The sequence below is a fragment of the Thalassospira tepidiphila MCCC 1A03514 genome, assembly GCF_001662875.1.
Lineage (GTDB): Bacteria > Pseudomonadota > Alphaproteobacteria > Rhodospirillales > Thalassospiraceae > Thalassospira > Thalassospira tepidiphila.
The window spans coordinates 1-22,500 of the sequence record NZ_JPVZ01000017.1 but is presented as its reverse complement, the minus strand read 5'-3'; the positions used below and the strand labels follow the sequence as shown (position 1 = coordinate 22,500).

General features: G+C 53.6%; 20 protein-coding genes (1 of these 20 only partly in view). 14 read left to right on the top strand and 6 right to left on the bottom strand.

All coding sequences use genetic code 11. The features are described 5' to 3' along the window. The 3 genes in view from bufB to TH4_RS20210 are tightly spaced (each overlapping or abutting the next) and all read left to right on the top strand, a layout consistent with a single transcriptional unit that may run on beyond the window. Positions 1–189, top strand: partial view of an MNIO family bufferin maturase gene (gene bufB, locus TH4_RS20220; RefSeq protein ID WP_064782544.1) — the final stretch only. 675 nt of this gene lie to the left of the window's left edge; 189 of the gene's 864 nt are visible here — the last part of the coding sequence; the start codon falls outside the window, past its left edge; the stop codon is at positions 187–189. Next, entirely contained in the window at positions 186–980 is a 795-nt protein-coding gene (locus tag TH4_RS20215) for an HvfC/BufC N-terminal domain-containing protein (protein WP_064782543.1), read from the top strand. The genes bufB and TH4_RS20215 overlap by 4 nt, the downstream gene beginning before the upstream one ends. After that, on the top strand, positions 967–1,500 hold the full coding sequence (locus TH4_RS20210; protein WP_083997214.1) for a DoxX family protein: 534 nt from the start codon (positions 967–969) through the stop codon (positions 1,498–1,500). Before TH4_RS20215 ends, TH4_RS20210 begins: the two co-directional genes overlap by 14 nt. Positions 1,501–1,507: 7 nt before the next feature. Here TH4_RS20210 and TH4_RS20205 read toward each other — a convergent pair whose 3' ends face one another. After that, positions 1,508–2,149 carry a LysE family translocator gene (locus tag TH4_RS20205; protein ID WP_083997213.1) on the bottom strand — a complete coding sequence of 214 codons (642 nt, stop codon included), beginning with the start codon at positions 2,147–2,149 and terminating at the stop codon, positions 1,508–1,510. A 79-nt stretch (positions 2,150–2,228) separates the two neighbouring features. Here TH4_RS20205 and TH4_RS20200 point away from each other — a divergent pair, with 79 nt between their 5' ends. Further along, positions 2,229–3,176, top strand: coding sequence for an AraC family transcriptional regulator (locus TH4_RS20200; RefSeq protein WP_167351245.1), 948 nt, complete (start codon positions 2,229–2,231; stop codon positions 3,174–3,176). A gap of 16 nt (positions 3,177–3,192) precedes the next feature. Here the strand turns inward: TH4_RS20200 and TH4_RS20195 are convergent, their stop codons facing one another. Further along, complete coding sequence (locus TH4_RS20195; RefSeq protein WP_063086865.1) at positions 3,193–3,918, bottom strand: GntR family transcriptional regulator; 726 nt, start codon at positions 3,916–3,918, stop codon at positions 3,193–3,195. A 333-nt stretch (positions 3,919–4,251) separates the two neighbouring features. Here TH4_RS20195 and TH4_RS20190 point away from each other — a divergent pair, with 333 nt between their 5' ends. The 4 genes from TH4_RS20190 (at position 4,252) to TH4_RS20175 (ending at position 9,001) form a co-directional block, all read left to right on the top strand. Next, positions 4,252–5,370, top strand: coding sequence for a TRAP transporter substrate-binding protein (locus TH4_RS20190; RefSeq protein WP_209272186.1), 1,119 nt, complete (start codon positions 4,252–4,254; stop codon positions 5,368–5,370). A gap of 1 nt (position 5,371) precedes the next feature. Beyond that, positions 5,372–5,944, top strand: a complete 573-nt coding sequence (locus TH4_RS20185) for a TRAP transporter small permease subunit (RefSeq protein ID WP_064782542.1) — start codon at positions 5,372–5,374, stop codon at positions 5,942–5,944. A gap of 6 nt (positions 5,945–5,950) precedes the next feature. Further along, positions 5,951–7,276: a TRAP transporter large permease gene (locus tag TH4_RS20180; protein WP_064782541.1), complete on the top strand. Its 1,326-nt coding sequence runs from the start codon at positions 5,951–5,953 to the stop codon at positions 7,274–7,276. Positions 7,277–7,411: 135 nt separating this feature from the next. Further along, on the top strand, positions 7,412–9,001 hold the full coding sequence (locus TH4_RS20175; protein WP_064782547.1) for a gamma-glutamyltransferase family protein: 1,590 nt from the start codon (positions 7,412–7,414) through the stop codon (positions 8,999–9,001). Positions 9,002–9,053: 52 nt separating this feature from the next. On the opposite strand, the gene TH4_RS20170 is transcribed toward TH4_RS20175, so the two are convergent. Then, the gene (locus tag TH4_RS20170; RefSeq protein ID WP_425337464.1) at positions 9,054–10,076 is read right to left on the bottom strand and encodes an aldose epimerase family protein; all 1,023 of its coding nucleotides are present in this window, start codon (positions 10,074–10,076) and stop codon (positions 9,054–9,056) included. A gap of 189 nt (positions 10,077–10,265) precedes the next feature. On the opposite strand from TH4_RS20170, the gene TH4_RS20165 reads away from it, so the two are divergent. The 4 genes from TH4_RS20165 to yjfF all read left to right on the top strand — a co-directional run bounded on the left by TH4_RS20165 (position 10,266) and on the right by yjfF (position 14,883). Then, complete coding sequence (locus TH4_RS20165; RefSeq protein ID WP_274517104.1) at positions 10,266–11,216, top strand: ABC transporter substrate-binding protein; 951 nt, start codon at positions 10,266–10,268, stop codon at positions 11,214–11,216. A 145-nt stretch (positions 11,217–11,361) separates the two neighbouring features. Beyond that, positions 11,362–12,858 carry a sugar ABC transporter ATP-binding protein gene (locus TH4_RS20160; protein WP_008891947.1) on the top strand — a complete coding sequence of 499 codons (1,497 nt, stop codon included), beginning with the start codon at positions 11,362–11,364 and terminating at the stop codon, positions 12,856–12,858. Between the two features lie 41 nt (positions 12,859–12,899). Continuing rightward, positions 12,900–13,916, top strand: a complete 1,017-nt coding sequence (locus tag TH4_RS20155; protein ID WP_167351244.1) for an ABC transporter permease — start codon at positions 12,900–12,902, stop codon at positions 13,914–13,916. Further along, positions 13,906–14,883: a galactofuranose ABC transporter, permease protein YjfF gene (gene yjfF / locus TH4_RS20150; RefSeq protein ID WP_083997211.1), complete on the top strand. Its 978-nt coding sequence runs from the start codon at positions 13,906–13,908 to the stop codon at positions 14,881–14,883. Before TH4_RS20155 ends, yjfF begins: the two co-directional genes overlap by 11 nt. A gap of 280 nt (positions 14,884–15,163) precedes the next feature. Here the strand turns inward: yjfF and TH4_RS20145 are convergent, their stop codons facing one another. Further along, the gene (locus TH4_RS20145) at positions 15,164–15,913 is read right to left on the bottom strand and encodes a FadR/GntR family transcriptional regulator (RefSeq protein WP_245228041.1); all 750 of its coding nucleotides are present in this window, start codon (positions 15,911–15,913) and stop codon (positions 15,164–15,166) included. 534 nt (positions 15,914–16,447) lie between these two features. Between TH4_RS20145 and TH4_RS20140 the strand changes: the two genes are divergently transcribed. Then, complete coding sequence (locus TH4_RS20140) at positions 16,448–17,221, top strand: SDR family NAD(P)-dependent oxidoreductase (protein WP_064782538.1); 774 nt, start codon at positions 16,448–16,450, stop codon at positions 17,219–17,221. Between the two features lie 59 nt (positions 17,222–17,280). Continuing rightward, positions 17,281–18,270 (top strand): AraD1 family protein, encoded by a 990-nt coding sequence (gene araD1, locus TH4_RS20135; RefSeq protein WP_064782537.1) that lies wholly within the window; start codon positions 17,281–17,283, stop codon positions 18,268–18,270. A gap of 105 nt (positions 18,271–18,375) precedes the next feature. On the opposite strand, the gene TH4_RS20130 is transcribed toward araD1, so the two are convergent. Then, positions 18,376–22,149: an SIR2 family protein gene (locus TH4_RS20130; protein ID WP_064782536.1), complete on the bottom strand. Its 3,774-nt coding sequence runs from the start codon at positions 22,147–22,149 to the stop codon at positions 18,376–18,378. 46 nt (positions 22,150–22,195) lie between these two features. After that, positions 22,196–22,500 (bottom strand): hypothetical protein (locus tag TH4_RS20840; RefSeq protein ID WP_209437400.1); only part of this gene is annotated, 305 nt, incomplete at its 5' end.

The window sequence follows — 22,500 nt, the reverse complement described above, 5'->3', positions numbered from 1 at the left end:
CATTCACGGCCGGTGGCCGATCCGGTTTGGGATCTGTTTGACCGTCTGATTGCCCGCATCGGGCGCAAGCCGACCCTGATTGAATGGGATAATGACGTCCCAAGCTGGGATGTGCTGGCCCGCGAAGCAGCCCTTGCTGACCGTCACCTTGAATATACCGCGGGCGCGCAGCTTGAGGCCGCGTCATGAAGAAGCTTAAGGCATTTTATGACGGCTTTAGCGACGCGTTGCGTTCCCCGGAACCAGATGCGGTGCCAAGCAGTGTCACTGATGGTTACGCACATCGTTTCGCGATTTACCGCAACAATGTTCATCGCGGCCTTTTTGACGCCTTGGGGGCTGCGTACCCGACTGTGCGCAAACTGGTCGGGGATGGATTTTTTGATCAATTGGCGAAGGGGTTCGTTCAATCCGAAACCACACGTGCCGGATCGCTTGCCCTTTATGGTGTGGGCTTTGCGGAGTTTCTGGCAAGCCATCCGGTGCGCGATCGTTTGCCGTACCTGTCTGATATCGCAAGGCTTGAACGTGCCCGGCTTGAGGTCAGCACGTCCGAAGACGCCAAGCCGCTTCTGGCCGAAGAGCTCGGCGGGCTTGAAGATCAGCTGGAGGCCATGACACTGCGTGCGCATCCGGCCTGTCAGGTCGTGGCGTCGGAGTATCCGGTCTTTGCCATCTGGAATGCGCAAAACCCGGTCGATGGCAACGAGGTCGGCAAAACCAGCATCGTGCAACGCGCTGAAACCGTTCTGGTCACACGCCCTTATATGCAGGTTGAAATGCGCGTGATTACCCATGGTCAGGCGGCGTTCTTTGCTGCGCTAACGCGCGACGGTTTGAGCCTTGGCGCGGCGTGCAGCCACGCCCTTGAGGCCGATGCGAATTTTGATGTAATGGCGAGCTTTGCCACGTTTTTAACAATCGGGGCATTTAATGCCCGCCTTAATATCCCGAGAGGAAACGGGCATGATGATGCATAATATAATCGGCGGCTATGCCCGTCTTGAGACGAAAATGGATGCGCTTGGCGGGCGCGATATTATTGGCATTGCAAGCCGGGGGCTTTTTGTTCTGTTGCTGCTGCCTTATTACGTCAACAGCGCGATGACCAAGATTGACGGCGTTGGCCTCAGTGCGGGCGCCTTCGCGCAGATCCTGCCGCCAATTGCAGAGCAGTATCTTTATGATACCTCCGCCATTCCGTTCTTCCCGTGGCACCTGATTGTCTGGGCCGGCACCCTTGGCGAATTTGTCTTGCCGATCCTGATTGTTGTCGGCCTGTTCACCCGCCTTGCAGCCCTTGGCATGATTGGCTTTGTCGTGGTTCAGACGGTCGTGGATGTTGTGTTTCACGGTGCCGCACTGGGCGGGCTTGCCAATGGATTGCCGACCGAGCTGATCGATCATCGCCTGCTTTGGATTTCGCTTCTAGTGGCGCTGGTCTTTGCTGGTGGTGGCAAGCTGTCGGTGGATCGGTTCCTGTCGCAACGACGCACCTGATGGGGTGTTAGATCGGCAGCAACATCGGCGCCATTGATGCTACCAAAAGCACGGCCATGATGATGTTAAAGATGCGGGTTCGTTTGCCCTGACTGATAAAAGATCGCATGGCCGCGCCAAACAGCGCCCAGCTTGAAATGGATGGGATGTTGACCAATGCGAAGACGGCGATCATTACCAAAAGCCCCTTTATGCCAGCTGACGGCACCGTGTAGGTGACTGTTACGATCAGGGCGACGGTCCATGCCTTCGGGTTCAGAAGTTGCAGCATTGCGGCCTGAACAAATCCGATCGGCTGTGCTGTCGTCTGATCTTTGGTCTCAAGCGATCTGATCTGCGATATCTTGTAGGCAAGCCAAAGAATATAGCCAAAGCAGATAACACGCAGGACATCTTGTGCCATTGGAAAACGTTCCAAAATCTCGCCCAAACCTAAACCCACCACAAACACCATCGACAGAAAGCCACTGCTGATGCCAAGGATCAACGGGATGGTGCGGGCAATGCCAAAATTGGCGCCCGAGGCAAGTAGCAGGAAATTGCCCGGACCGGGCGAAACGGACATGACAAAGGCAAAGCCGATCAGGGCTGTCAGGTTTTCAGGACTCATGATTTGATCATCCATCTGGGTATGTGGTCTGGGGATCATTGATCATTTCCGGGGGCGCGTCTTTGCGATAAGCTGCCAATAAATTATCAGATCGTTCCAAATCGCGATGATGGATAAAATGCAGCAAGATGTGCTTAGTGACGTTTGCGCCGGATTACGGTTGCGCAGTGATCTGTATTTCACGGCGGAGCTTGCCGGGGATTTCAGTGTGCATATCCCTGCGGACGGCGCGCGCATCCGGTTTCATCTGGTTTTGGCGGGCGGGTGCAAGCTTTTGCTGTCTGAAAATGCACCACCAATCGATCTTTGCGAAGGGGATCTGGTTCTGGTGCCAAATGGGCGTGGGCACATTCTGTGTGATGCGCCGGGAACAAAGGCGGTTACGCTGGCTGATGCGATGGCGGTCGGGTTTGATCCGGTTGCCGGGGTCTTGCGCAATCAGCCTGAAGGCGCGGGGGATGTGAGATTGCTGTGCGGGTTTTGCGCCTTTGATGACGATGAGCGTCATCCGGGTTTTGGCTTGATTGAGGATCACGTGATCCTGCGCGCAGATGATCCGACAACACAGGCGCAATCCTCAATCGTTGCGATGATCGAGACCCTTGCGCAAGACATACAGCCCGGTTGGCGCAGTGCCTTGGCGCGCCTGATGGAGGTCCTTGTGATTGCGCTTATGGCAGCGCAATTAAAACGCGCCGATCTGCCGCAAGGTTTCCTTGCCGGATTGGCGGATAAAAAAATCGCACGCGCACTTTCAGCCATGCATGCCCAGCCGGAACGTGACTGGACCGCGGAGCTTTTGGCCAAACAGGCCGGGATGTCGCGGACACGTTTCGTTGTGCGGTTTGGTGCGTGTGTCGGGATTGCACCAATGCAATATCTACAAAATTGGCGGATGGGCCGGGCCAAGGCGCTTTTGCGCGATACCAACTTGTCGATGGATGAGGTTGCCTTGCGCTGCGGCTATCAATCGATGCCGGCATTTTCGCGGCGGTTCAAGGCGCAATATGGGGAAGGGCCGGGGGCGTTCCGTCGGGGATTGCGGCAGCCGGTGGCGGGGCAATAGGCCCTGTTTCGAAAGCCTATTTTGCCGCAACCCGGTCGTTCTGGGCGCTCGCATCGCGCAGGCTTGCGAGGTATTCCTGGCTGATCTCGTGGACCGCCATGATATGCCCGTAAAGCAAGTCTTCGGCCGCCTTGACGTCACCGCGCAGGATGGCATCGACAATGCCCTGATGTTCTTCGTGTGAGGAGGCAAGGCGCGACAGGCTTTGGAATTGCACGCGGCGGAACGGGGCAACGCGCCGACGCACCGACAGCGTGACATCCACCAGCACATCATTATGCGTGCCGCGATAGAGCGTATTGTGGAACGACCGGTTCAGTGTTTCGTAACCGTCACTGTCGCCCAAGCGCACTGTTTCGGCCAATTCATGGTGCAGGCGTTCAAGGTTGTGGCGCTCACCACTTGTCATGCGCTTGGCTGCAAGCCGCCCGCAGGTGCCTTCCAGTTCAGCCATGCTTTCAAACATCGCCGTCAGCCGTTCCGGGGTTGCGAGCGAGACATAAACGCCGCGATTGGGAATCTTTTCGGCAAGTTCGGTCGCAGTCAAAAGCTGCAAGGCTTCGCGCACCGGCGTGCGTGAAACGCCAAACCGTTTGGCCAGAAGCGGTTCTTCCAAGCGCTGCCCGGGAGGGAGCTTTCCTTTGACGATGTCATCTTCCAGCGCCTGACAAAGCTGTTGGGCAATGCCGACCTGTTCGGTCTGTTCGGACGGGGTGCTGAGCGCTTGGCGAAGCTCGATCATCTGAAGTCGATACCCTTCTTGCGAGGTTTTGTTGGGCTCCTATTGATCAAATGTATACACCAATTTTCAAAGCAAGGCCAAGTTTCTCAAGGGTTGTAAAATCTGCACATTTTTTCGCGCCAATTCCTGCATATTTATTGTGCAGCAAAAATGTGCAATGCAATATTTTGACTATTTAATTAGCATTTCGAGTATCAAAGAATAAGAAGAATTTTGTTAAGTCATTGAAAAATATGCAATGGCATGTGTGTTGCAAGATGTATACACAGTGCGGAATGCATTCCGTTGAGATCACGTTTCAGAGAAATAGCTATCTCTATCAGGGAGACATCAATGACAAACATTAAACGGCGCGATTTTCTGACCAAATCGGCAATCGGTGCTGCCGCAACCGGTGCAGGCGTTATCGCCGCACCAAGCATCGTTCGTGCGCAGGAAACCTTTAACTGGAAAATGACCAATGCCTATGGTCCCGGTTCACCCTTTTATGTGACCGGTCCGGGCGGCCCGGAAGATTTCTGCAAGCGTGTCACCGAAATGTCGAATGGTCGTCTGAACATTCAGCATTTCGCCGCTGGCGAACTGATCCCGGCGCTTGAAGGTTTTGACGCGGTTCAGGCCGGTACGGTCGAAATGAATGCGGCCAATGCCTATTTCTGGGCGGGTAAAATCTTTGCCGCCCAGTATTTCACCACGGTACCATTCGGTCTGAACTTCCAGGGTGTGAATGCCTGGCTGTATCATGGTGGCGGGCTTGAGCTTTGGCATGAAGTTTATCAGCCATATGGTCTGGTGGCCTTCCCGATGGGCAATACCGGCGTTCAGATGACCGGCTGGTTCCGCGAGCCGATTGAAAGCCTCGATGATTTCAACGGTCTTAAAATGCGTATCCCGGGTCTTGCCGGGAAGGTCTATCAGCAGATCGGCGTTGAAGTGAAACTGCTTCCGGGTGGGGAAATCTTCCCGGCACTGGAACGTGGCGTGATCGATGCGGCCGAGTTCGTTGGCCCGTATCAGGACCGTCGTTTGGGCCTGCAAAAAGCCGCCAAATACTATTACACCACCGGCTGGCATGAGCCGTCCAACGTGACCGAACTTCTGATCAACCAGAAAGCCTGGGAAAGCCTTCCGGCTGATCTGCAGGCGATCGTCAAGAACGCGGCACAGGCGTGTAACCTTGATAGCCATTCCTGGTGTGAAGCCAACAACGCAGCAGCCCTGCGTGATCTGGTCGAGAACTTTGGCGTTACCGCGCAAACTCTGCCAGATGATGTTGTGACCAAGCTTAAGGACATCACCAAGGAAACCCTTGAAGCCGAAGCAGCCAAAGACCCGATCACCAAAAAGGTCCATGACAGCTTCATGGCGTTCCGCGACACGCACCGTGAATGGGCCGCGATCAGTGAAAAGCCCTATCACGGGATCATTTCATCCAAAGGCGGGATGAGCTGATATGAAGTCGACCCGTACTGAGCCGTTACCGGACCGTGTCCTTGGTCTGGTTGTCGATATTGCCGGATGGGGTGCAGCGATCAGCGGTCTTGCCCTTGTTCTGGTGGTCGGTGGCAATGTGTTGCTGCGCTATCTGTTTAATTCCGGAAGTGTCGCGATGCAGGAACTTGAATGGCATCTGGTGTCGCCAATTGCCCTGATGGGGATGGCCTATGGCATGCGCCATGGCGGCCATGTGCGGGTCGATTTCCTTTATGAACGTCTGGGCCCGCGGGCCCAGGCGATCATCGACCTTTTCTCGGCCGTTTTGATGGCGGTTCTGGGGGCTGCGCTGATCTGGTTTTCGATCCCCTATGTCGAGCAATCCATCATGATGGGCGAAGGCTCCCCCGATCCGGGTGGCCTGCCATATCGCTTCTTGCTCAAGGCCTTTATTCCGATCGGGTTTGGTCTTTTGCTGATTCAGGCGATTGCCCAGGGCCTTATGAATTATCGTCAAATCGTTGCGGGTAACCGCGGCGAACCTGCCTTTGATGCACCTGATGCGGTCACGCAAACCGGTGCAGGAGACTAATCAGACATGACCGGAAATGAATGGCTGGCCATCGGCATGGTCGGGGGCTTCTTTGGCTTCCTCGTGCTCGGTGTGCCGGTGGCAATCTCGCTTGCGATTTCGGGACTTGCCTTTGGAATTATGGGATTTGGCATCGGTTTGTTTAACCTGTTGCCGGCACGCGTTTACGGGGTTGTGACCAACTATACGCTGCTGGCCTTGCCGCTTTTCATCTTCATGGGGGTGATGCTTGAAAAATCCAAACTGGCCGAAGAACTGATTGATGTCATCGGCCATGCCATGGGTCGGCTTAGGGGCGGCATGGGATTGGCCATCGTCATCGTTGGCGTTTTGATGGGCGCGTCTTCGGGCGTGGTCGGCGCGACCGTTGTGACGGTTGGTCTTTTATCCCTGCAGCCCCTGATCAATCGCGGCTATGACAAGGGGGTTGCCAGTGGTGTGATTTGCGCATCGGGCACCCTTGGGCAGATCATCCCGCCCAGTCTGGTTCTGATCCTGCTTGCCGATATTCTGGGTGAATCGGTCGGCACACTGTTTGCCGCCGCCATGGTGCCGGGTTTGATCCTGGCCGGGATGCTTGGGCTTTATCTTGTGCTTTTGGGGATTTTCAAACCCGACATGGTGCCCGCCATCCCCAAGGCTGAACGCGATGCCATGAGCACGCAGCAATTGCTGATCAAGATCGCCAAGGTGGTCGTGCCGCCATTGGCACTGGTCTTTGCCGTGCTGGGCTCCATCGTTGGCGGGATTGCCGCCCCGACCGAGGCCGCATCCATGGGCGCACTTGGTGCGTTGTTGCTTGCACTGTTTTCCGGACGTCTGAATTTCGGTGTGATGCGCGATGTCTTGCATGACACCCTGATCACCAGTGCGATGGTGTTCTTCATTCTGATCTGTGCTCAGCCCTTTGGTCTGGCCTTCCGTGGTTTGGGCGGCGAGGGGCTTGTTCATGCGATGTTTGAATGGGTGCCGGGCGGGGATATGGGCAACCTTCTGTTCATGATGGCCGTGATCTTTGTGCTTGGCTTCTTCCTTGAATGGATCGAGATTTCCTATATCGCGCTTCCGATGTTCTTGCCGGTCTTCCTCAATAGCGGGATCGACATGGCATGGCTTGCCATTCTGGTGGCGATGAACCTTCAGACCAGCTTCCTGACGCCACCGTTTGGCTGGGCATTGTTCTTCCTTAAGGGGGTGGCACCGCCATCAGTTTCGACGGTCGATATTTATCGCGGGGTGATACCGTTCATCGGTATTCAGGCGCTTGCCCTGATCCTTCTGTTTATCTTCCCGGAACTGACAAGCTGGTTGCCAAATCTGATCGGCTGGTAGGCCGGTTGGGCAACCCGGTATTCTACAATGTGAAAAGGCGCTGAACGGAAACGCAAAACAGCGCTATGAACAAACCGGGCATGTCGCAAACAACGCGGCATGCCCGCAAGCATAAGGCAGGGAGATGAGCTGATCATGTTACGTTCAAGAACCGCACTCGGTGGCATGGTCACCGCCCCCCATCATCTGGCCGCCGAGGCCGGGCGTGACATTCTGCGCGAAGGTGGCAACGCGGTCGAGGCGATGATTGCCGCCGCTGCGACCATTGCGGTTGTTTATCCGCATATGAACGCGATTGGTGGTGATGGTTTCTGGCTGATTGCCGAACCCGGCAAGGACCCGGTTGCCATCCGGGCATGTGGCGGGGCCGCAAACCTTGCAACGCCGGACTTTTACCGTGAACAGGGCAAGGCCGCAATCCCGGCCCGTGGTCCGCTTGCGGCCCTGACAGTCGCCGGTGCGATTGGCGGATGGATCAAGGCAGCCGAGGTCGCGGCATCAATCGGTGGCAAAATTCCACATAGTCGCCTGATGCGTGATGCGGTCCATCATGGTAAAACCGGGGTGCCGGTCACCAAGTCACAGGTTGGCCTGACCACGACCAAAATGGCGGAACTTCAAGACTCACCGGGCTATGTTGATACCTATGCCGCCAACGGTATTCCAGCGATTGGCGATGTGCTGAAACAGCCGGCCCTTGCCGCAACGCTTGAGCAGCTTGGCCGTGTTGGCTTTGATGATTTTTATCGCGGCGATATCGCGCGAACCAATGCGCGCGGGCTTGAGGCGGTCGGAAGCCCCCTTCGCCTGACCGATTTTGAAGCCTATCACGCCAAAATCATGACGCCGCTTTCGGTCAAACTTTCGACCGGGACCGTTTTCAACATGGTCCCGCCGACCCAGGGTGTGGCATCGCTGATGATCCTTGGCCTGTTTGAACGGCTGGGACTGTCCGGCGCGACATTGGACGGGTTTGACCATGTCCATGGATTGATCGAGGCAACCAAACGGGCCTTCCTGAAACGTGACGCCCATGTTGGCGACCCAGACCGCATGAGCATCGATCCGATGTCGCTGCTGTCTGATGAAATGCTCGATCATGAAGCTGCCAAAATCGATATGAAAACAGCACTCCCTTGGCCGCATGTTGCCAAGCCGGGCGATACGATCTGGATGGGGGCCGTTGACGCCAACGGTGTTGCTGTCAGCTATATCCAAAGCATCTTCTGGGAATTCGGATCGGGCGTCGTCGTGCCGGAAACCGGCGTTTTGTGGCAAAACCGCGGGGCCAGCTTCACGCTCCATGATGGCCCCAATCAGCTCGGCCCAGGCCGCCTGCCGTTCCATACGCTCAACCCGGCCTTGGCAAAGCTTAATGACGGATCGGTGCTGACCTATGGCACCATGGGCGGCGAGGGACAGCCACAAACCCAATCGGCGGTCTTTACCCGCAATGTGATCTATGGACAGGACCTGCAGGAAGCCGTTAGCGCGCCACGCTGGTTGCTGGGCAAAACATGGGGCGAAGACACGACAACCCTGAAACTCGAAAACCGCTTTGACCCGGCCCTGATCGAACAACTCAAAACGGCCGGTCATACGGTCGAAGTCGTCGGACCCTATGAAGACATGATGGGTCATGCAGGCGGCATTCGATTGAGGCCCAATGGCGTGATGGAAGGGGCCACCGATCCGCGCGCGGATGGCTCTGTTGCAGCACTTTAGGCCAAATCAAAGCCGCCAAATCAAAGCCCCGCAAATGCGGGGCTTTGTTGTTTTAGGAAAATTCCCACTCAATCACATGCCGATACGTCTCGCCGGGTTTGAGCCACGGGCTTGGGAAGTCCGGATTGTTGGGGCTGTTGGGGTAGGTTTGCGGTTCAAGGGCGATGCCGCCCGATGTGTGCAGCGGCACGCCGTTTTCGGTTTTCATCGCATCATTGAAATGCTGTGCGAGGTAAAATTGCAAACCGGCCTCGGTCGAAAACAGTTTGATCGACCGTTTGCTTGTCGGATCTGACAGGGTTGCGATCTGGCGGAGTTCGCCGCGCGGGCCGGTCAGGCAGAAATTGTGATCAAAGCCTTGGGACGCATGGGGCTGCATATCGGAAATCCGGGCCGGGCTGCGGAAGTCATAACCCGTCCCCATGACGTCGCGGATTTCGCCCGTCGGGATCAGTTTGTCATCAACCGGAAGCCATTGATTGGCGTTGATTTGCAGGACGTGATCGCCGGCGGTTTTATCAAACGTGCCCGTCAGGTTCCAATAGGCGTGGCTGGTCATGTTGACCGGGCAGGACTGATCGCAGGTGGCGGTGATTTCAAGCCGCAGACGGTTGTCCGCAACCAGTGAATAGATCGCAGATGCGCTCAAAGTGCCCGGATATCCCTGATCGCCCGCGGGCGAGGTCAGTTTAAACGTAACGCTGCGGTCTGTTTGATCGGAAATGGTCCAGAGCCGCCTGTCAAAGCCGTCCGGTCCGCCATGCAGGTGATGTTCGCCTTCATTGGCGGCAAGCTGAACAACGTCCCCGTTTTCGTCCGGGTAGCGCGACTTTTCGATGCGATTGGCATAACGCCCGCACACCGCCCCGATATAGCTATCCTGATCAAGATAGGCGGCATCATCGATGAGGTTGACCGCGATATTGGTTTCGTGTCCGTCCTTCAGATCACGCAAATATACCCCGCAAAGGCGCGCGCCAAGCGCAGAAACCAATACGCGAATCTGAGAGCTCTCTAATGCAGCACGGGGGGCATTTTCGCCCTTTTGAAGTGTGGTAGTGTAGGGTTTTGCCATGTCTGGTATCGCGATGGTTTGTGATATTCGATTCTTGCCAAGATATTGATTTTTATTGGTTTAGCCAAGTTTTAATGTCGCTTGGCGCGATCACTCTAAAGGATGATGCACTATATGGTTGAGGGCTTAGAAATCATATTGTAATACTATATGGCTTTTAAGCAATAAGCCACTCATAGGGAGGAAATCGTGGTAAGTTTTAAGAAGATGGCAGTTTCGACTGCCGCAATGGGTGTTGCACTTGGTCTGTCGTTTGCTGCACATGCAGAAATGATGATCGGTTTCTCGCAGATCGGTTCGGAAAGTGGCTGGCGTACGTCTGAAACGGCGTCGATCAAGGCCGAAGCCGAACGTCGTGGAATTGATCTGAAATTCTCCGATGCACAGCAGAAACAGGAAAACCAGATCAAGGCAGTCCGTTCTTTCATCGCGCAGGGCGTGGATGGCATTCTTCTGGCTCCGGTCGTTGAAACCGGCTGGGACCAGGTTCTCAAAGAAGCAAAAGACGCCGGCATTCCGGTCGTCCTCGTTGACCGTGGTGTTGATGCAAGTGAAGACCTGTATCTGACCAAAGTGGCGTCGGACTTCGTGGTCGAAGGTGCATTGGCCGCCGCATGGCTGGCTGCTGAAACCAATGGCGTTTGCGACGTTGTCGAACTGCAGGGAACTGTTGGTTCGTCTGCCGCCAACGACCGTAAGGAAGGTTTTGAGTCGGTTGTTTCCAACTTCCCGGCCATCAACATCATCCGTTCGCAGTCCGGTGACTTCACCCGTTCCGGCGGCAAGGAAGTCATGGAAAGCTTCCTCAAAGCTGAAAACGGTGGTGCCAACATCTGTGCGGTTTATGCGCATAATGATGACATGGCACTGGGTGCCGTTCAGGCCATCAAGGAAGCCGGTCTGAACCCGGGTGAAGATATGCTGATCGTGTCCATCGATGCGGTGCCAGATATCTTCAAGGCGATGGCCGATGGCGACACCAATGCCACCATCGAACTGAACCCGCATCTGGGCGGCCCGTCCTTTGACGCGATCAAGGCGGCAAAGGCTGGTGAAGAAGTTCCGAAATGGATCAAGGCAAATGGCCCGCTCTATCTGCCTGATACCGCTGCGGAAGAATACAAAATGCGTAGCAAATAACCTCTGACTCCCCCCATGGGTTCTGCCCATGGGGACAAGAGGCACGCTTCTCATTGCATCGGACGTGCTCCGGCGATTGCCGGGGTGCGTCCGGCTGTATCCGCAGCAAAAGACTTCAAAGACAGACTAGGGAGAGGGGCAGGATATGTCAGACACAGTGCTTTCAGTGCGCGGTGCGGGGAAGTTCTTTCCCGGCGTCAAGGCGCTGGAGGATGTGGATTTTGACCTTGAACGCGGCGAAATTCACGCCCTTCTGGGCGAAAACGGGGCCGGTAAATCGACCCTGATCAAGGTGATTACCGGGGTGCATCCGCGCGATGCCGGTACGGTGTCACTCGAAGGACAGGAAATCCATCCGCAGCATCCCGGTGATGCGCAGGAACTTGGCATTTCCACGGTTTATCAGGAAGTCAATCTGGTGCCGACGCTGTCGGTCGCCGAAAACCTGATGTTGGAACGCCAGACCCGCAAATTCGGGCTGATTTCATGGAAAAAGACCGAGGCCGATGCCAAGACTGCCCTTGAGATTTTGGGGCTTGATATTGATGTCAATCGACCGCTGGGCTCCTATTCGGTGGCGATCCAGCAACTGGTGGCAATCGCGCGTGCTGTCGCCCTTGATGCCAAGGTTCTTATTCTTGATGAACCGACCGCATCACTTGACGGCGAAGAAATCAAAACATTGTTCCGGATTATGGGCGAGTTGCGCGACAAGGGGCTGGGGATTGTTTTTGTCACCCACTTCCTTGATCAGGTTTACGCGGTAACCGACCGTATTACCGTGCTGCGCAATGGTCGCCTGGTCGGCACGTTTGTCACCAAGGAACTGGCCCAGATTGATTTGATCAATCACATGCTCGGTCGTGAATTGGCCGAAGTCAGCGCGCATCGCCATCAGGACGAAGGCAGCTATGATGGCCCGGCGCGCCAGATCCAGATCAAGAATTTGGGCAAAAAGCGTGTGCTTGAACCGGTTTCGCTTGATCTGAAAGCTGGCGAGATTGTCGGTCTGGCAGGTCTTTTGGGATCAGGCCGCACAGAACTTGCCGAACTGGTGTTCGGGACGCAAAAAGCCGATAGCGGTCTTGTATTTCTGGATGGGGAGCCGGTTATGCTGCGTTCCCCGCGGCATGCGATCCGGGCCGGTTTCGGGCTGTGTCCCGAAGACCGCAAACAGGACGGCATTGTTGCCGAACTGAGTGTGCGTGAAAATATCGTGCTTGCCCTTCAGGGGCGGCGTGGTTGGTTGCGCCCGATCCCGCGCGCCGAACAACAGAAATTTGCCGATGACATGATCAAGGCATTGGGCATTGCCACCCCCGACAGTGAAAAGCCCGTCGGGCAACTGAGCGGTGGCAACCAGCAAAAGGTCATTCTGGCGCGCTGGCTGGTGTCCAAGCCGATCCTGTTGATCCTTGATGAACCGACACGCGGGATTGATGTTGGCGCGCATGCCGACATCATCAAATTGATCAAGGAGCTCTGTGACGAGGGGCTGGCATTGCTGGTGGCGTCATCAGAGCTTGAAGAAATCGTCGCCTTTGCCGACCGTGTGGCTGTGATGCGCGATCGTGAAAAGGTTTCTGAACTGGTGGGTGCGGAAATCACCCAGAACAGCATCATCGAGGCGATTGCACGATGACCAGTTTAAAAGACAAAAAGAAAATACGGGAAAGCAGCACCATGTCTGCATCTTCTTTGTTAAGTCGACCCTGGTTTGGTCCGGTCGCAGCACTGATCTTGATCGTGCTGGGGATCGGGATCATTTCACCGGATTTCTTTAACATCCGCATTGTTGACGGCCATCTTTACGGATCGCTTGTCGATGTTGTCCATCGCGGGGCGTCGACCGCCCTTGTTGCGGTGGGCATGGCAATTGTGATCGGCACGCGCGGCATTGATCTTTCGGTGGGCTCGATCATTGCCATTTCAGGGGCTGTGATGGCGGTTCTGATCCGCGATACTGATCTGCATCCGGCTGTGATTATCCTGGCCGCCCTTGGTGCCGGGATTTTGTGCGGGTTGTGGAACGGCATCCTTGTTGCCTTCCTGGATATTCAGCCGATCATTGCCACCCTGATCCTGATGGTGGCCGGTCGCGGCATTGCCCAGATGATCACCGGTGGGCAGATCGTGACCTTCCACGGCGAATTTTTTGAGGCGATCGGCAGTGGTTATCTGCTGGGTATTCCGTGGCGGGTGATTATTGCCGCCGCCGTGATTGCCGCGATCTATTTCATCATGCGCAAGACCGCCCTTGGTCTGTTTGTTGAATCGGTTGGCGGCAATGCGCGCGCCAGCCGGGTCGCGGGCATCGATGCACGCGGTATCAAACTGATGGCCTATGCGGCATCGGGTCTGTGCTCGGCCTTTGCCGGGATCATCATTGCCGCGGACATTCGTGGGGCGGACGCCAACAATGCCGGCTTGTGGCTTGAACTCGATGCCATTCTGGCAGTTGTTATTGGTGGTGCGTCGCTGATGGGCGGTCGGTTCTTTATTGCGATGACCGTGATTGGTGTTCTGATCATTCAGGCGCTGACCACCGGCATCTTGTTGTCGGGTCTTCCGTCGCAATACACGCTCATCGTCAAGGCGGCGGTGGTGATGGTTGTTCTGCTGGTGCAGGCGCCAAAATCGCGCGAACTGGTGGGGCAGGCGATGGAACGCATGAAGCGGGGGAAATCCGATGAAAATTAATGAACGGTTTTATCCGATCCTTGCCACGCTTGCGGTTCTCGTACTGCTGTATGGCTACGGGATTTTTGAACATCGCGCCTTTTCCGATACGTATGTTTTGGGCGCGCTTCTGACCGACAATGCTTTTTTGATCATTACTGCCGTTGGCATGACGTTTGTCATTCTATCGGGCGGGATTGATCTTTCGGTTGGGTCAATGATTGCCTTTATCGGGGTGTTGATGGCCGAACTCGTGACCGGCTTTGGCATGCATCCGGTAACGGCGGCCGTGGTTGCGATGATTGTCGGATCGGCATTCGGGGCGTTTATGGGGGTGATTATTGCCAAATTCGATATTCAGCCCTTTATCATCACGCTTGCCGGGATGTTCTTCCTGCGCGGCATGTGCTTCCTGATCAATCTGGATTCTGTTCCTATTGATCATCCGTTTGTCTCGGCCTTTAGCGGGTTTAAAATCCAGCTGCCGGGGCGTGGCTGGTTGACGGCATCGGCCCTTTTGATGCTGGCGACGGTCATTGGCGGGGTGGTGATTGCCCATTTCACCCGGTTCGGACGTAATGTCTATGCGATTGGCGGGGACCGGCATTCGGCAGAATTACTGGGTGTTCCGGTTCACAGCACCATCATCCGGGTTTACACCCTGTCGGGCTTTTTCAGTGCACTTTCGGGTGTGGTGTTTGCCTTCTATACCGCGTCGGCCTATCCATTGGCCGCCGTCGGGGTGGAGCTTGATGCGATTGCCGCCGTGGTGATTGGTGGCACGCTTCTGACCGGCGGGATGGGCTTTGTGCTCGGCACGTTCTTTGGCGGGATCATCATGGGGGTTATCCAGACCCTTATCGCCTTTGACGGGTCGCTGAACAGCTGGTGGACCAAGATCATGATTGGCGCGCTTCTGTTTGGCTTTATCGTCTTGCAACGCCTGATCACGCGTTCCTTCTCAGGGATGCGTGCCGGGGCGACATAAGGCGTCCGGCGATCAAAATACCTTCGTTCAAAACGCCCTGTTTGAATAAGCAGGGCGTTTTTTCTGTTCCCTTACATGGGTCGTTTTGATCGTGCAATCAGGCACCGGCGCGGGGGCAAAACTTTTGACAAAAAAATTGGTCAATCAGCCGCATTATTCATTTTTGGTGAATAATAAGCCCTGTCTGCGCCAAACGCGCTACCTGGCGTTTTGGGGGTAAATTCAAATAGTATGAGGAATGGGGGGCGGTGATCGTTTTGATGCGCCCCATCGGCATTGATTACAGGCCGATCTGATCCCAGTCATGTTCGACCGACATGCCGAGTTCCTTGCGCAGTTCGCGCATGGTCCGGCGCAGCAGGCCGTGCATTTTGCTGCGCGCCTCTTCGGGATCGCGCTGGCTGATGGCGGCATAGACCGCGTGGTGATCGGGCAGCGACTTGACATGCGCCTTGGGTCCGCCAGACGACAGGCGGAAAGATCCGATCAGGGCGGTTTCGATCAACATGCCAAACGATTTCATGAAATCGTTGCCCGACGCATCCAAAATACCCTGATGGAACACAAGGTCGGTAATATAAACCGCCTCGGTGCCGGGTTCGGCCTTTTCCATTTCGAAATAGGCGGTTTCAAGATGCTTGATCTGTTCCGGCGTGGCGCGGACGGCGGCCATGGCGGCCGTGTTGGGTTCAATGATCAGGCGGGTTTCAAGCAGGCTATAGAGAAATGCCGGGTCCGGGTCCGGGAAATGCCAGGACAGAACATCAGGATCCAGCAGGTTCCAGCTTGAACGCGGTTTGACCCGGGTGCCGGTTTTCGGGCGACTTTCAATCAGCCCCTTGGCCGAGAGGATTTTGATGGCTTCACGAAGGGCTGTACGCGAAACATCAAGGGATTCACTTAAGGCCGCCTCTGTCGGCAGGACATCGCCAGGCCGCAGCTTGCCCGAAACAATGCGTGCGCCAAGATCGTGGGCAACAATGCTGTGCAGACTGCGTTTGGCGTAAGTTCTCGACATGGTAGACGACATATATTCCCTCCGGCGTGGCCCTGATTGAAAAGCAAATAGGCAAAAGGCCCGCTTTGTCATTATTCATATAATATGAATTAATTTTCAGGGCAACTTATCTGGTGCCGTCAACGCCTTGTGCTGCATAGCATATAATTATTTCAGGGGTGCGTCACGATGGCTGTTACGTATTTGCTTATGTCATGAACTTATAAACAAGCTTTCAGATAATGAAAGAAAAGACTGCATGGTTTGACGCTTGACAGGCCCGGATATCCTGATCATTAATGTTATTGTATGAAGAATAAAAAACAAGATTATCAGGAGGAAGCATCACGCAGCCGCGCACGGGAACGTGCCCGGACCATTCGTCTGGTCTGATGGGGGCTTGTCGGCGTAGCATGATGTTGGCGTCAGGAATTTTTCTCCTGTTGCGCCGCACATAGCTTGATGGATGCACTTTCTGTCAATTTTGGCCTAGAATCGTGTTTGGCGTCAGGGGAATCCGACGTCTGACATCTGAAAACAAAACGCACGACGGGAGATGAAAGGATCATGTCTGATCGCATGCCGACACACTACACAAGCCTGGAAGACAAATCGGTATTCATCACCGGTGGGGCATCGGGTATTGGCGAGGCGATTGTGACCGCCTTTGTCGAGCAGGGGGCAAAAGTCGCCTTTGTCGATATCATGGAAGATGCCGGTAACGCACTTGTCGAAAAGCTTTCGAAAGATGCGCGAAATTCGCCCGTCTTTATCAAATGCGATCTGACCGATATTGCCGCCTTGCAGGCAGCCATTGCCAAGGCGGCCGAGATCAATGGCCCGATCACCGGGTTGATGAACAATGCAGCGAACGATACCCGCCACAAATGGCAGGACGTCACCCCGGAATACTGGGATGAGCGTCAGGCAATCAATATTCGCCCGTCCTTCTTTGCCATTCAGGCGGTGGCGCCGATGATGCAAAAGGCCGGCGGTGGTGCGATTATCAATTTCGGATCGGTCAGCTGGATGATGGGGCAGGGCGGTATGCCGGGCTACACGACGGCAAAGGCCGCGACCCATGGTCTGACGCGCGGTATGGCGCGTGATCTTGGCAAGGATCATATCCGCGTCAATACGCTCGTACCCGGTTGGGTCATGACCCAGCGCCAGCTGGATCTTTGGGTCGATGAAGCCGCCGAGCGTGAAATCGACGAGCGCCAGTGCCTGAAAAACAAGGTGATGCCTGATGACATTGCCCGCATGGCGCTTTTCCTGATTTCGGACGAGGCCCGCATGGTCACCGCCCAGAACTTTATCGTTGATGGCGGCTGGGTCTAAGGCCCGCGTCACGCACCCCGTATTCCGACATATATCCAAGACCGTTCAGGACAGAATTCATGAGACTGGTTCAATTCAAGGACACCGCCGGCGCGCAACAGGTTGCCGTGGTCGAAGATCAAAACACCCTGATCCCGCTTCAGGGCGTATCCACCACCCGCGAACTTGCGACCATCGCGCTTGCCAAGGGCATGACGATGATCGAAAAGGCAAAAATTCGTATGGGCGACACTACAGTCGACTATAACGAAGTTGCCCGTGATGGCCGCCTTTTGCCGCCGATCACCCACGTTGATCCGGCGCATTTCCTTGTGACGGGCACCGGGCTGACCCATCTGGGTTCGGCCTCGGCGCGTGCGAACATGCACAAGGCCGATAACAAGGACGCCAACGAAACCGATTCCATGAAGATGTTCCGCATGGGCGTTGAGGGCGGCAAGCCGAAGGCTGGCGAACATGGTGTGCAGCCGGAATGGTTCTATAAGGGCGATGGTTCCATCGTTGCCAATCCGGGGGCAGATATCCCAAGCCCGTCCTTCGCCCTTGATGGCAGTGAAGAACCGGAAATTGCCGCGGTCTATGTCATTGATCATGATGGCACCCCGGTGCGCATCGGCTTTGCCATCGGCAACGAGTTTTCCGACCATGTGATGGAACGTCAGAACTACCTGTATCTGGCGCATTCAAAGCTGCGCCATTGTGCAATGGGTCCTGAATTGCTGCTGGGCGATCTGCCAAGCCATGTCGAGGGCACCTCGCGCCTCTATCGTGACGGCAAGGTGATTTGGGAAAAGCAGTTCGTCAGTGGCGAAGACAATATGTCGCATTCCATCGCCAACCTTGAATACCACCATTTCAAGTATGACCTGTTCCGCCGTCCGGGCGATGTGCATGCGCATTTCTTCGGGACCGCGACGCTCAGCTTTGCCGATGGTGTCACCACCCAGGACGGGGATGAGTTCGAAATTGAATCGCCGCTATTTGGCCGTCCGATCCGCAACCGCCTGATGGTTCAGGCAGAGCGCCCGGTGACCGTCAAGGCGATCTGATGTCTTTCTGAGACTCCCAAGGGCCAAAAACCCTGTCTACCTCCAAACGACACGACTTGCCCCGGTGCTTAAATGTGCCGGGGTTTTCTTTTGGGGGAGTAATCATCACCTTACCGGACAAATTTCATCAAGCCGCTTCCAAGTTGGATCTACCCTTAAATCAGCCGATGCCTGAGCGATCTCGTCTAAGGCTTTGCGAAGATTGTAAGGGGCTGTCGACATTGAGGGTGGATAAATTCGATCAAAAATGCGCAAGACCACTTCAGGCCATTGAGACGCGATAGAGGGAGTTTCAGAGATAATGCTGTGAGTGAACATATCTCCTCTCTCCGCTGGAACAAGAAAAGGTATGATTGTTTCAGCAATGTCTGGAAAGTGATTGCCAGACTGTGAGGTTAACATTAGCAACTGACTAGAAGTCTTTCGGGACTGATACTCTCGTTCCAAAGGCCAGTATCTCTTAAAGAATCTCTTCCCGAATGTTGTCCAGCAATCGTAATCCTCAACAATTCGCCCTAGCTGCCAAAGAGCATGTGCTCGAGACTCATCATCGAAAGACCTGATGGCCGTTCGGACCTCGTAATCTTGAAGGTATTTTTTCCTACGTCCGTGAAAATAAGCATAAGCAACGACAATACATGCTAGTCCTCTTCTGAAATCGTCCTCATCTTCCCATTCTACTTGTGATCCAAGGACCTTTATCATTTCTGATTTTATCGACCAGAATGCATCGCCAACAGGCAATTTGTTTTGGTTTACCAACCCTCGCCAAGCAGCCTCCGCGTTTTCATGCTCGACTGCAAATACTGGGACAAGGTGCTCCTTCGCCCAATCAGGGAACCAATAAAACAGATAATTATACCTAAGGGCGATCATGGTGGTGGCATTTGCCGATCCATCACCTATTGCGTTCAGACTAAGAACCAGTCGGTTAAGTATGGCCGTAAAATCATTGGTTGCGGGATTGAGCGACCAGCTTTCAATGGTTTGGAAAATTGCCTCCACCAGATGACCGATTGGTGAGTTTAAGGCGTGTGTTATGGTTTTACGGGAGGTTCGAACGACGCGTCCCGCACGTCTGGTTTCTCCGATAGCGCTTGTAGTTGCCTCTGGGCCATAGTTGTTCAATTGGAGGAATACGTGGTCCCAAATCTCCCAAAAGATTTTTTGTTCATTTTTCAGTGCCTTAGAGAGTTGCTTTTGGATCCAACTTGTTAAGGTATATCTGCATTCATAAACGATCTCTTCCGGCAGAATAGGTATCGCCTTTGCAACAAATTTTATGTCATCGGTTGATGCGGATTCAGGGAAATGGGAAAAGAGCTGCTGCCAGAAACGCGTCCTATGTTCGCCTTTTTCCAGTTCTGAAACTAGCTCCGTTGTTATCTTTATAGGATCTGCTTTAATTAACCCGATGAATGGTTTGTTCTCTTTTAAAAAAACGGAGTGGTCGCTTTCACGGCGCAAAATTTCCTCGAAAAGTTCAGTCCCTCCAAGTTTTTCCAAGCCGTGGGTTGAGGTGTCAGTTGAAACGAAGCCACCTTTAATTCTCCCGCTGGAAAACTCTTCTTCAAGATACTGATCTTTCCAATGTTCAGATGCTTTGATTTGATTCAGTCGGGTTTTTCCAAGGCTTGTTAGCCCTGTAGACGTTTCGTCGATTTTGGAGAAAATTCGTCCGAGCCAATATATCTTGCGCTCTTCGAATCTCTTTTGATCTTCCCACTCATCTTTGTCTGTAAATGCCCATATCCAGTTTTCAATTTTTAACCGATCTTTCTGAGAAAAACCTGAAAGGCGAATGTTTAGCATTTCCAGCAATTCTAGGATTGTGGAGCTGTCCCGAAATACTTCGTCTGACATGGTCCCAAGCTGTTGGGCGACCATAGATGCCGGGATGATGCTATCGAACCGCCAGGCAAAAAATTTTAATCTGTCAAAGACATTTGGGTCAGAATCCGGCCATGTATTTACGATTTTTGATAATTCTTGAGCATCAATATGCGCTAGCCTTTTAATTAGATCAGCTGCTAGCAAAATTAGCTTGCCGAAATTGTCGGTGTGTGAAGAAACGCTGTTTTTATTTGATGTAAGTGCTGGGAAATCAAAGTTATAGGAGCTGACTTCTGGGTACCCAACCATGTTTGAAAGGTCGATAGCCTTCTTCAAGGATTGCGTCAAAACCTCAAGGGTTGCTGAAATCCATGCTTCAGGAACTTCCAGTTCCATGTATGTCAAATGGGGAAAATGAACCTCGAACACAGGTATTATCGTTTCGATTTCCTCGAAACTGTTTATCGGAGTATCTGTATTTCGGTAGGTTTTAGCTAGCAATTCAGGCTGTGTTATTTCACTAAGTTGATCAATTATCGAACTGTTCCATCCTTTGGTGTCGATTTTTTGTTTGAGTTTAAACCACTCATAGTCGCAGTTATTCGACTGATTTTTATGAAAGTAAAAGAATAACGGCCAGAATTTCTCAAGCTTAGTGGGGGGATTATCCGACTCTTCAAAGCCTTTAGAGGCGATGCAATCCAGAATTATAGGATGAAGGGTTGTTTGTTTTAGTAACCACCAAATCGTTTCAGGCTGGTCGATAACTTTGGTTATCCAGTGGGACAGCGCAGTTATCCGGGAATTAACGCGCCAAAGTTCAGAATAGTTGAGATTAGACAAGCGTTCGGAAAGTTTTGACGTTTCGTGAGTTGGTAGGGTGCTCACATAGTCATCGCCGATAAGAAAGTTATTCTGATCGCTGCTACGCTCCAGTTCAGCTCGTGAGGGGTCGCGATCAGTGCCGTAGTCGTCAAGCAAGTCAATTGTGTCTTCAGTTTCGGGAACGTAGCTTTTGGGCTTAAAGAATCTTACGTTTCTGTCAAAAACACAAATCCATTCCGCATGTGGTAGTGGATTAAACGTAGCAAATTTTTCGGCACCTTTTTGATCTGAAATGAACGAAGCGACTTGTCCACGTTGGAATGGTAGCAAACTTCTCGGAGAACTCTGAGCTATGTTGTGAATATAGTTTTCCCAGTAGTCTGGTGTTGCAGCAAGCTTTGACCATTCTTCAATGGTTTTCCAAAGGTCGCTGTGATCAGGATAAGGGATCGCATTGACTCCCAGAGAGGACCACTTACGATTTACTTCACCTTCTGAGCCGCAGTCGAATGCGTATACATTTGTATGAGCGGCTCCCGTTTCAGCATTCAACCCTTCAAGCAGGTATCTAACCAGCGTGTCGTCGCCGGAATACCCAATGAGGACAATTGTCCGTGTTCGAAGGATATTTGATAGAAAGCGCGCCGCCCACCCATGTGACAAATAAGCCTTCCCGAAATCCTGCGAGCTAATAACGAGATTATATTTTGGGGGATTTTTAAGATTTGGTTTCTGCCAGCGGCCATGAAGATAAATAATGCCAGAAGCGTCTCTGTCCATTTGTAAGTCTGGCAGAAATGGTGCGGTATAATGCTTTAGGCCTTCTTGGGCGCGTTCAAATAATCGGTCAAAATTCGTTGTGACCACCAGCGGTTCACCCAGCGGTGTTTTCGATAGTTTTAGAAGATTGCGATGATTTTCTAATTTTGGGCTGCGAGGTACTTTTAGTGAGTTTAATATATGATAATCGACTTGATCGCTGGGATAGTGTTGCCGCAGCCAAGAAAACACTCTGTCGTACTCACCCCGTTCAATCATGTTCTTGACAATATCATGATCGGTTGCGTGGAGCTTCTGCGCCACGTTTTCAGTGAGGCATTTGAATCCGGGGAGTTCCGCCGGAACAGATATGCCTGCTCCGCAGAAAAAGATTACCTGTCCATTCCGTTGTGCAGAAATTAGTTCGTGCGGGATGTCCGGCCCGTTTTCAGTGAAGCGCATCAAATACCTCAAATAATTCAACCGGAGCCTGCGAGAATAGGCTTCGTTAATGGTGGTTCTTGAGCGATACGGTAAACTGAATAATTGCCAGTGGACAGGTCTTTAACGACTTAACCCTCAACACGCGATCAGTTGGTTGGCACGTGATCAGGCCGCCTTTTACGAGGGTGCGCCTTGAGAGATAGATCCCCACCTGCGTGGGAATGACGGGGTTGGCGTTCGTTATGGCAGATGGATGTCGGCAGAATGCGATAAGGGCAGCGAGGGTTCGCTGCCCTTTGGTGTGTTTGGGGTGATTATGGTGGTTGCGCGAGGGTAAGAAATGCCCCGGCAGTGGTGACACTGCCGGGG

Coding starts and splice junctions, on each gene's coding strand:
- TH4_RS20215 (WP_064782543.1), top strand. CDS start 186: ATGAAGAAGCTTAAGGCATTTTATGACGGCTTTAGCGACGCGTTGCGT.
- TH4_RS20210 (WP_083997214.1), top strand. CDS start 967: ATGATGATGCATAATATAATCGGCGGCTATGCCCGTCTTGAGACGAAA.
- TH4_RS20205 (WP_083997213.1), bottom strand. CDS start 2,149: ATGATCCCCAGACCACATACCCAGATGGATGATCAAATCATGAGTCCT.
- TH4_RS20200 (WP_167351245.1), top strand. CDS start 2,229: ATGCAGCAAGATGTGCTTAGTGACGTTTGCGCCGGATTACGGTTGCGC.
- TH4_RS20195 (WP_063086865.1), bottom strand. CDS start 3,918: ATGATCGAGCTTCGCCAAGCGCTCAGCACCCCGTCCGAACAGACCGAA.
- TH4_RS20190 (WP_209272186.1), top strand. CDS start 4,252: ATGACAAACATTAAACGGCGCGATTTTCTGACCAAATCGGCAATCGGT.
- TH4_RS20185 (WP_064782542.1), top strand. CDS start 5,372: ATGAAGTCGACCCGTACTGAGCCGTTACCGGACCGTGTCCTTGGTCTG.
- TH4_RS20180 (WP_064782541.1), top strand. CDS start 5,951: ATGACCGGAAATGAATGGCTGGCCATCGGCATGGTCGGGGGCTTCTTT.
- TH4_RS20175 (WP_064782547.1), top strand. CDS start 7,412: ATGTTACGTTCAAGAACCGCACTCGGTGGCATGGTCACCGCCCCCCAT.
- TH4_RS20170 (WP_425337464.1), bottom strand. CDS start 10,076: ATGGCAAAACCCTACACTACCACACTTCAAAAGGGCGAAAATGCCCCC.
- TH4_RS20160 (WP_008891947.1), top strand. CDS start 11,362: ATGTCAGACACAGTGCTTTCAGTGCGCGGTGCGGGGAAGTTCTTTCCC.
- TH4_RS20155 (WP_167351244.1), top strand. CDS start 12,900: ATGTCTGCATCTTCTTTGTTAAGTCGACCCTGGTTTGGTCCGGTCGCA.
- yjfF (WP_083997211.1), top strand. CDS start 13,906: ATGAAAATTAATGAACGGTTTTATCCGATCCTTGCCACGCTTGCGGTT.
- TH4_RS20145 (WP_245228041.1), bottom strand. CDS start 15,913: ATGTCGTCTACCATGTCGAGAACTTACGCCAAACGCAGTCTGCACAGC.
- TH4_RS20140 (WP_064782538.1), top strand. CDS start 16,448: ATGTCTGATCGCATGCCGACACACTACACAAGCCTGGAAGACAAATCG.
- araD1 (WP_064782537.1), top strand. CDS start 17,281: ATGAGACTGGTTCAATTCAAGGACACCGCCGGCGCGCAACAGGTTGCC.
- TH4_RS20130 (WP_064782536.1), bottom strand. CDS start 22,149: ATGCGCTTCACTGAAAACGGGCCGGACATCCCGCACGAACTAATTTCT.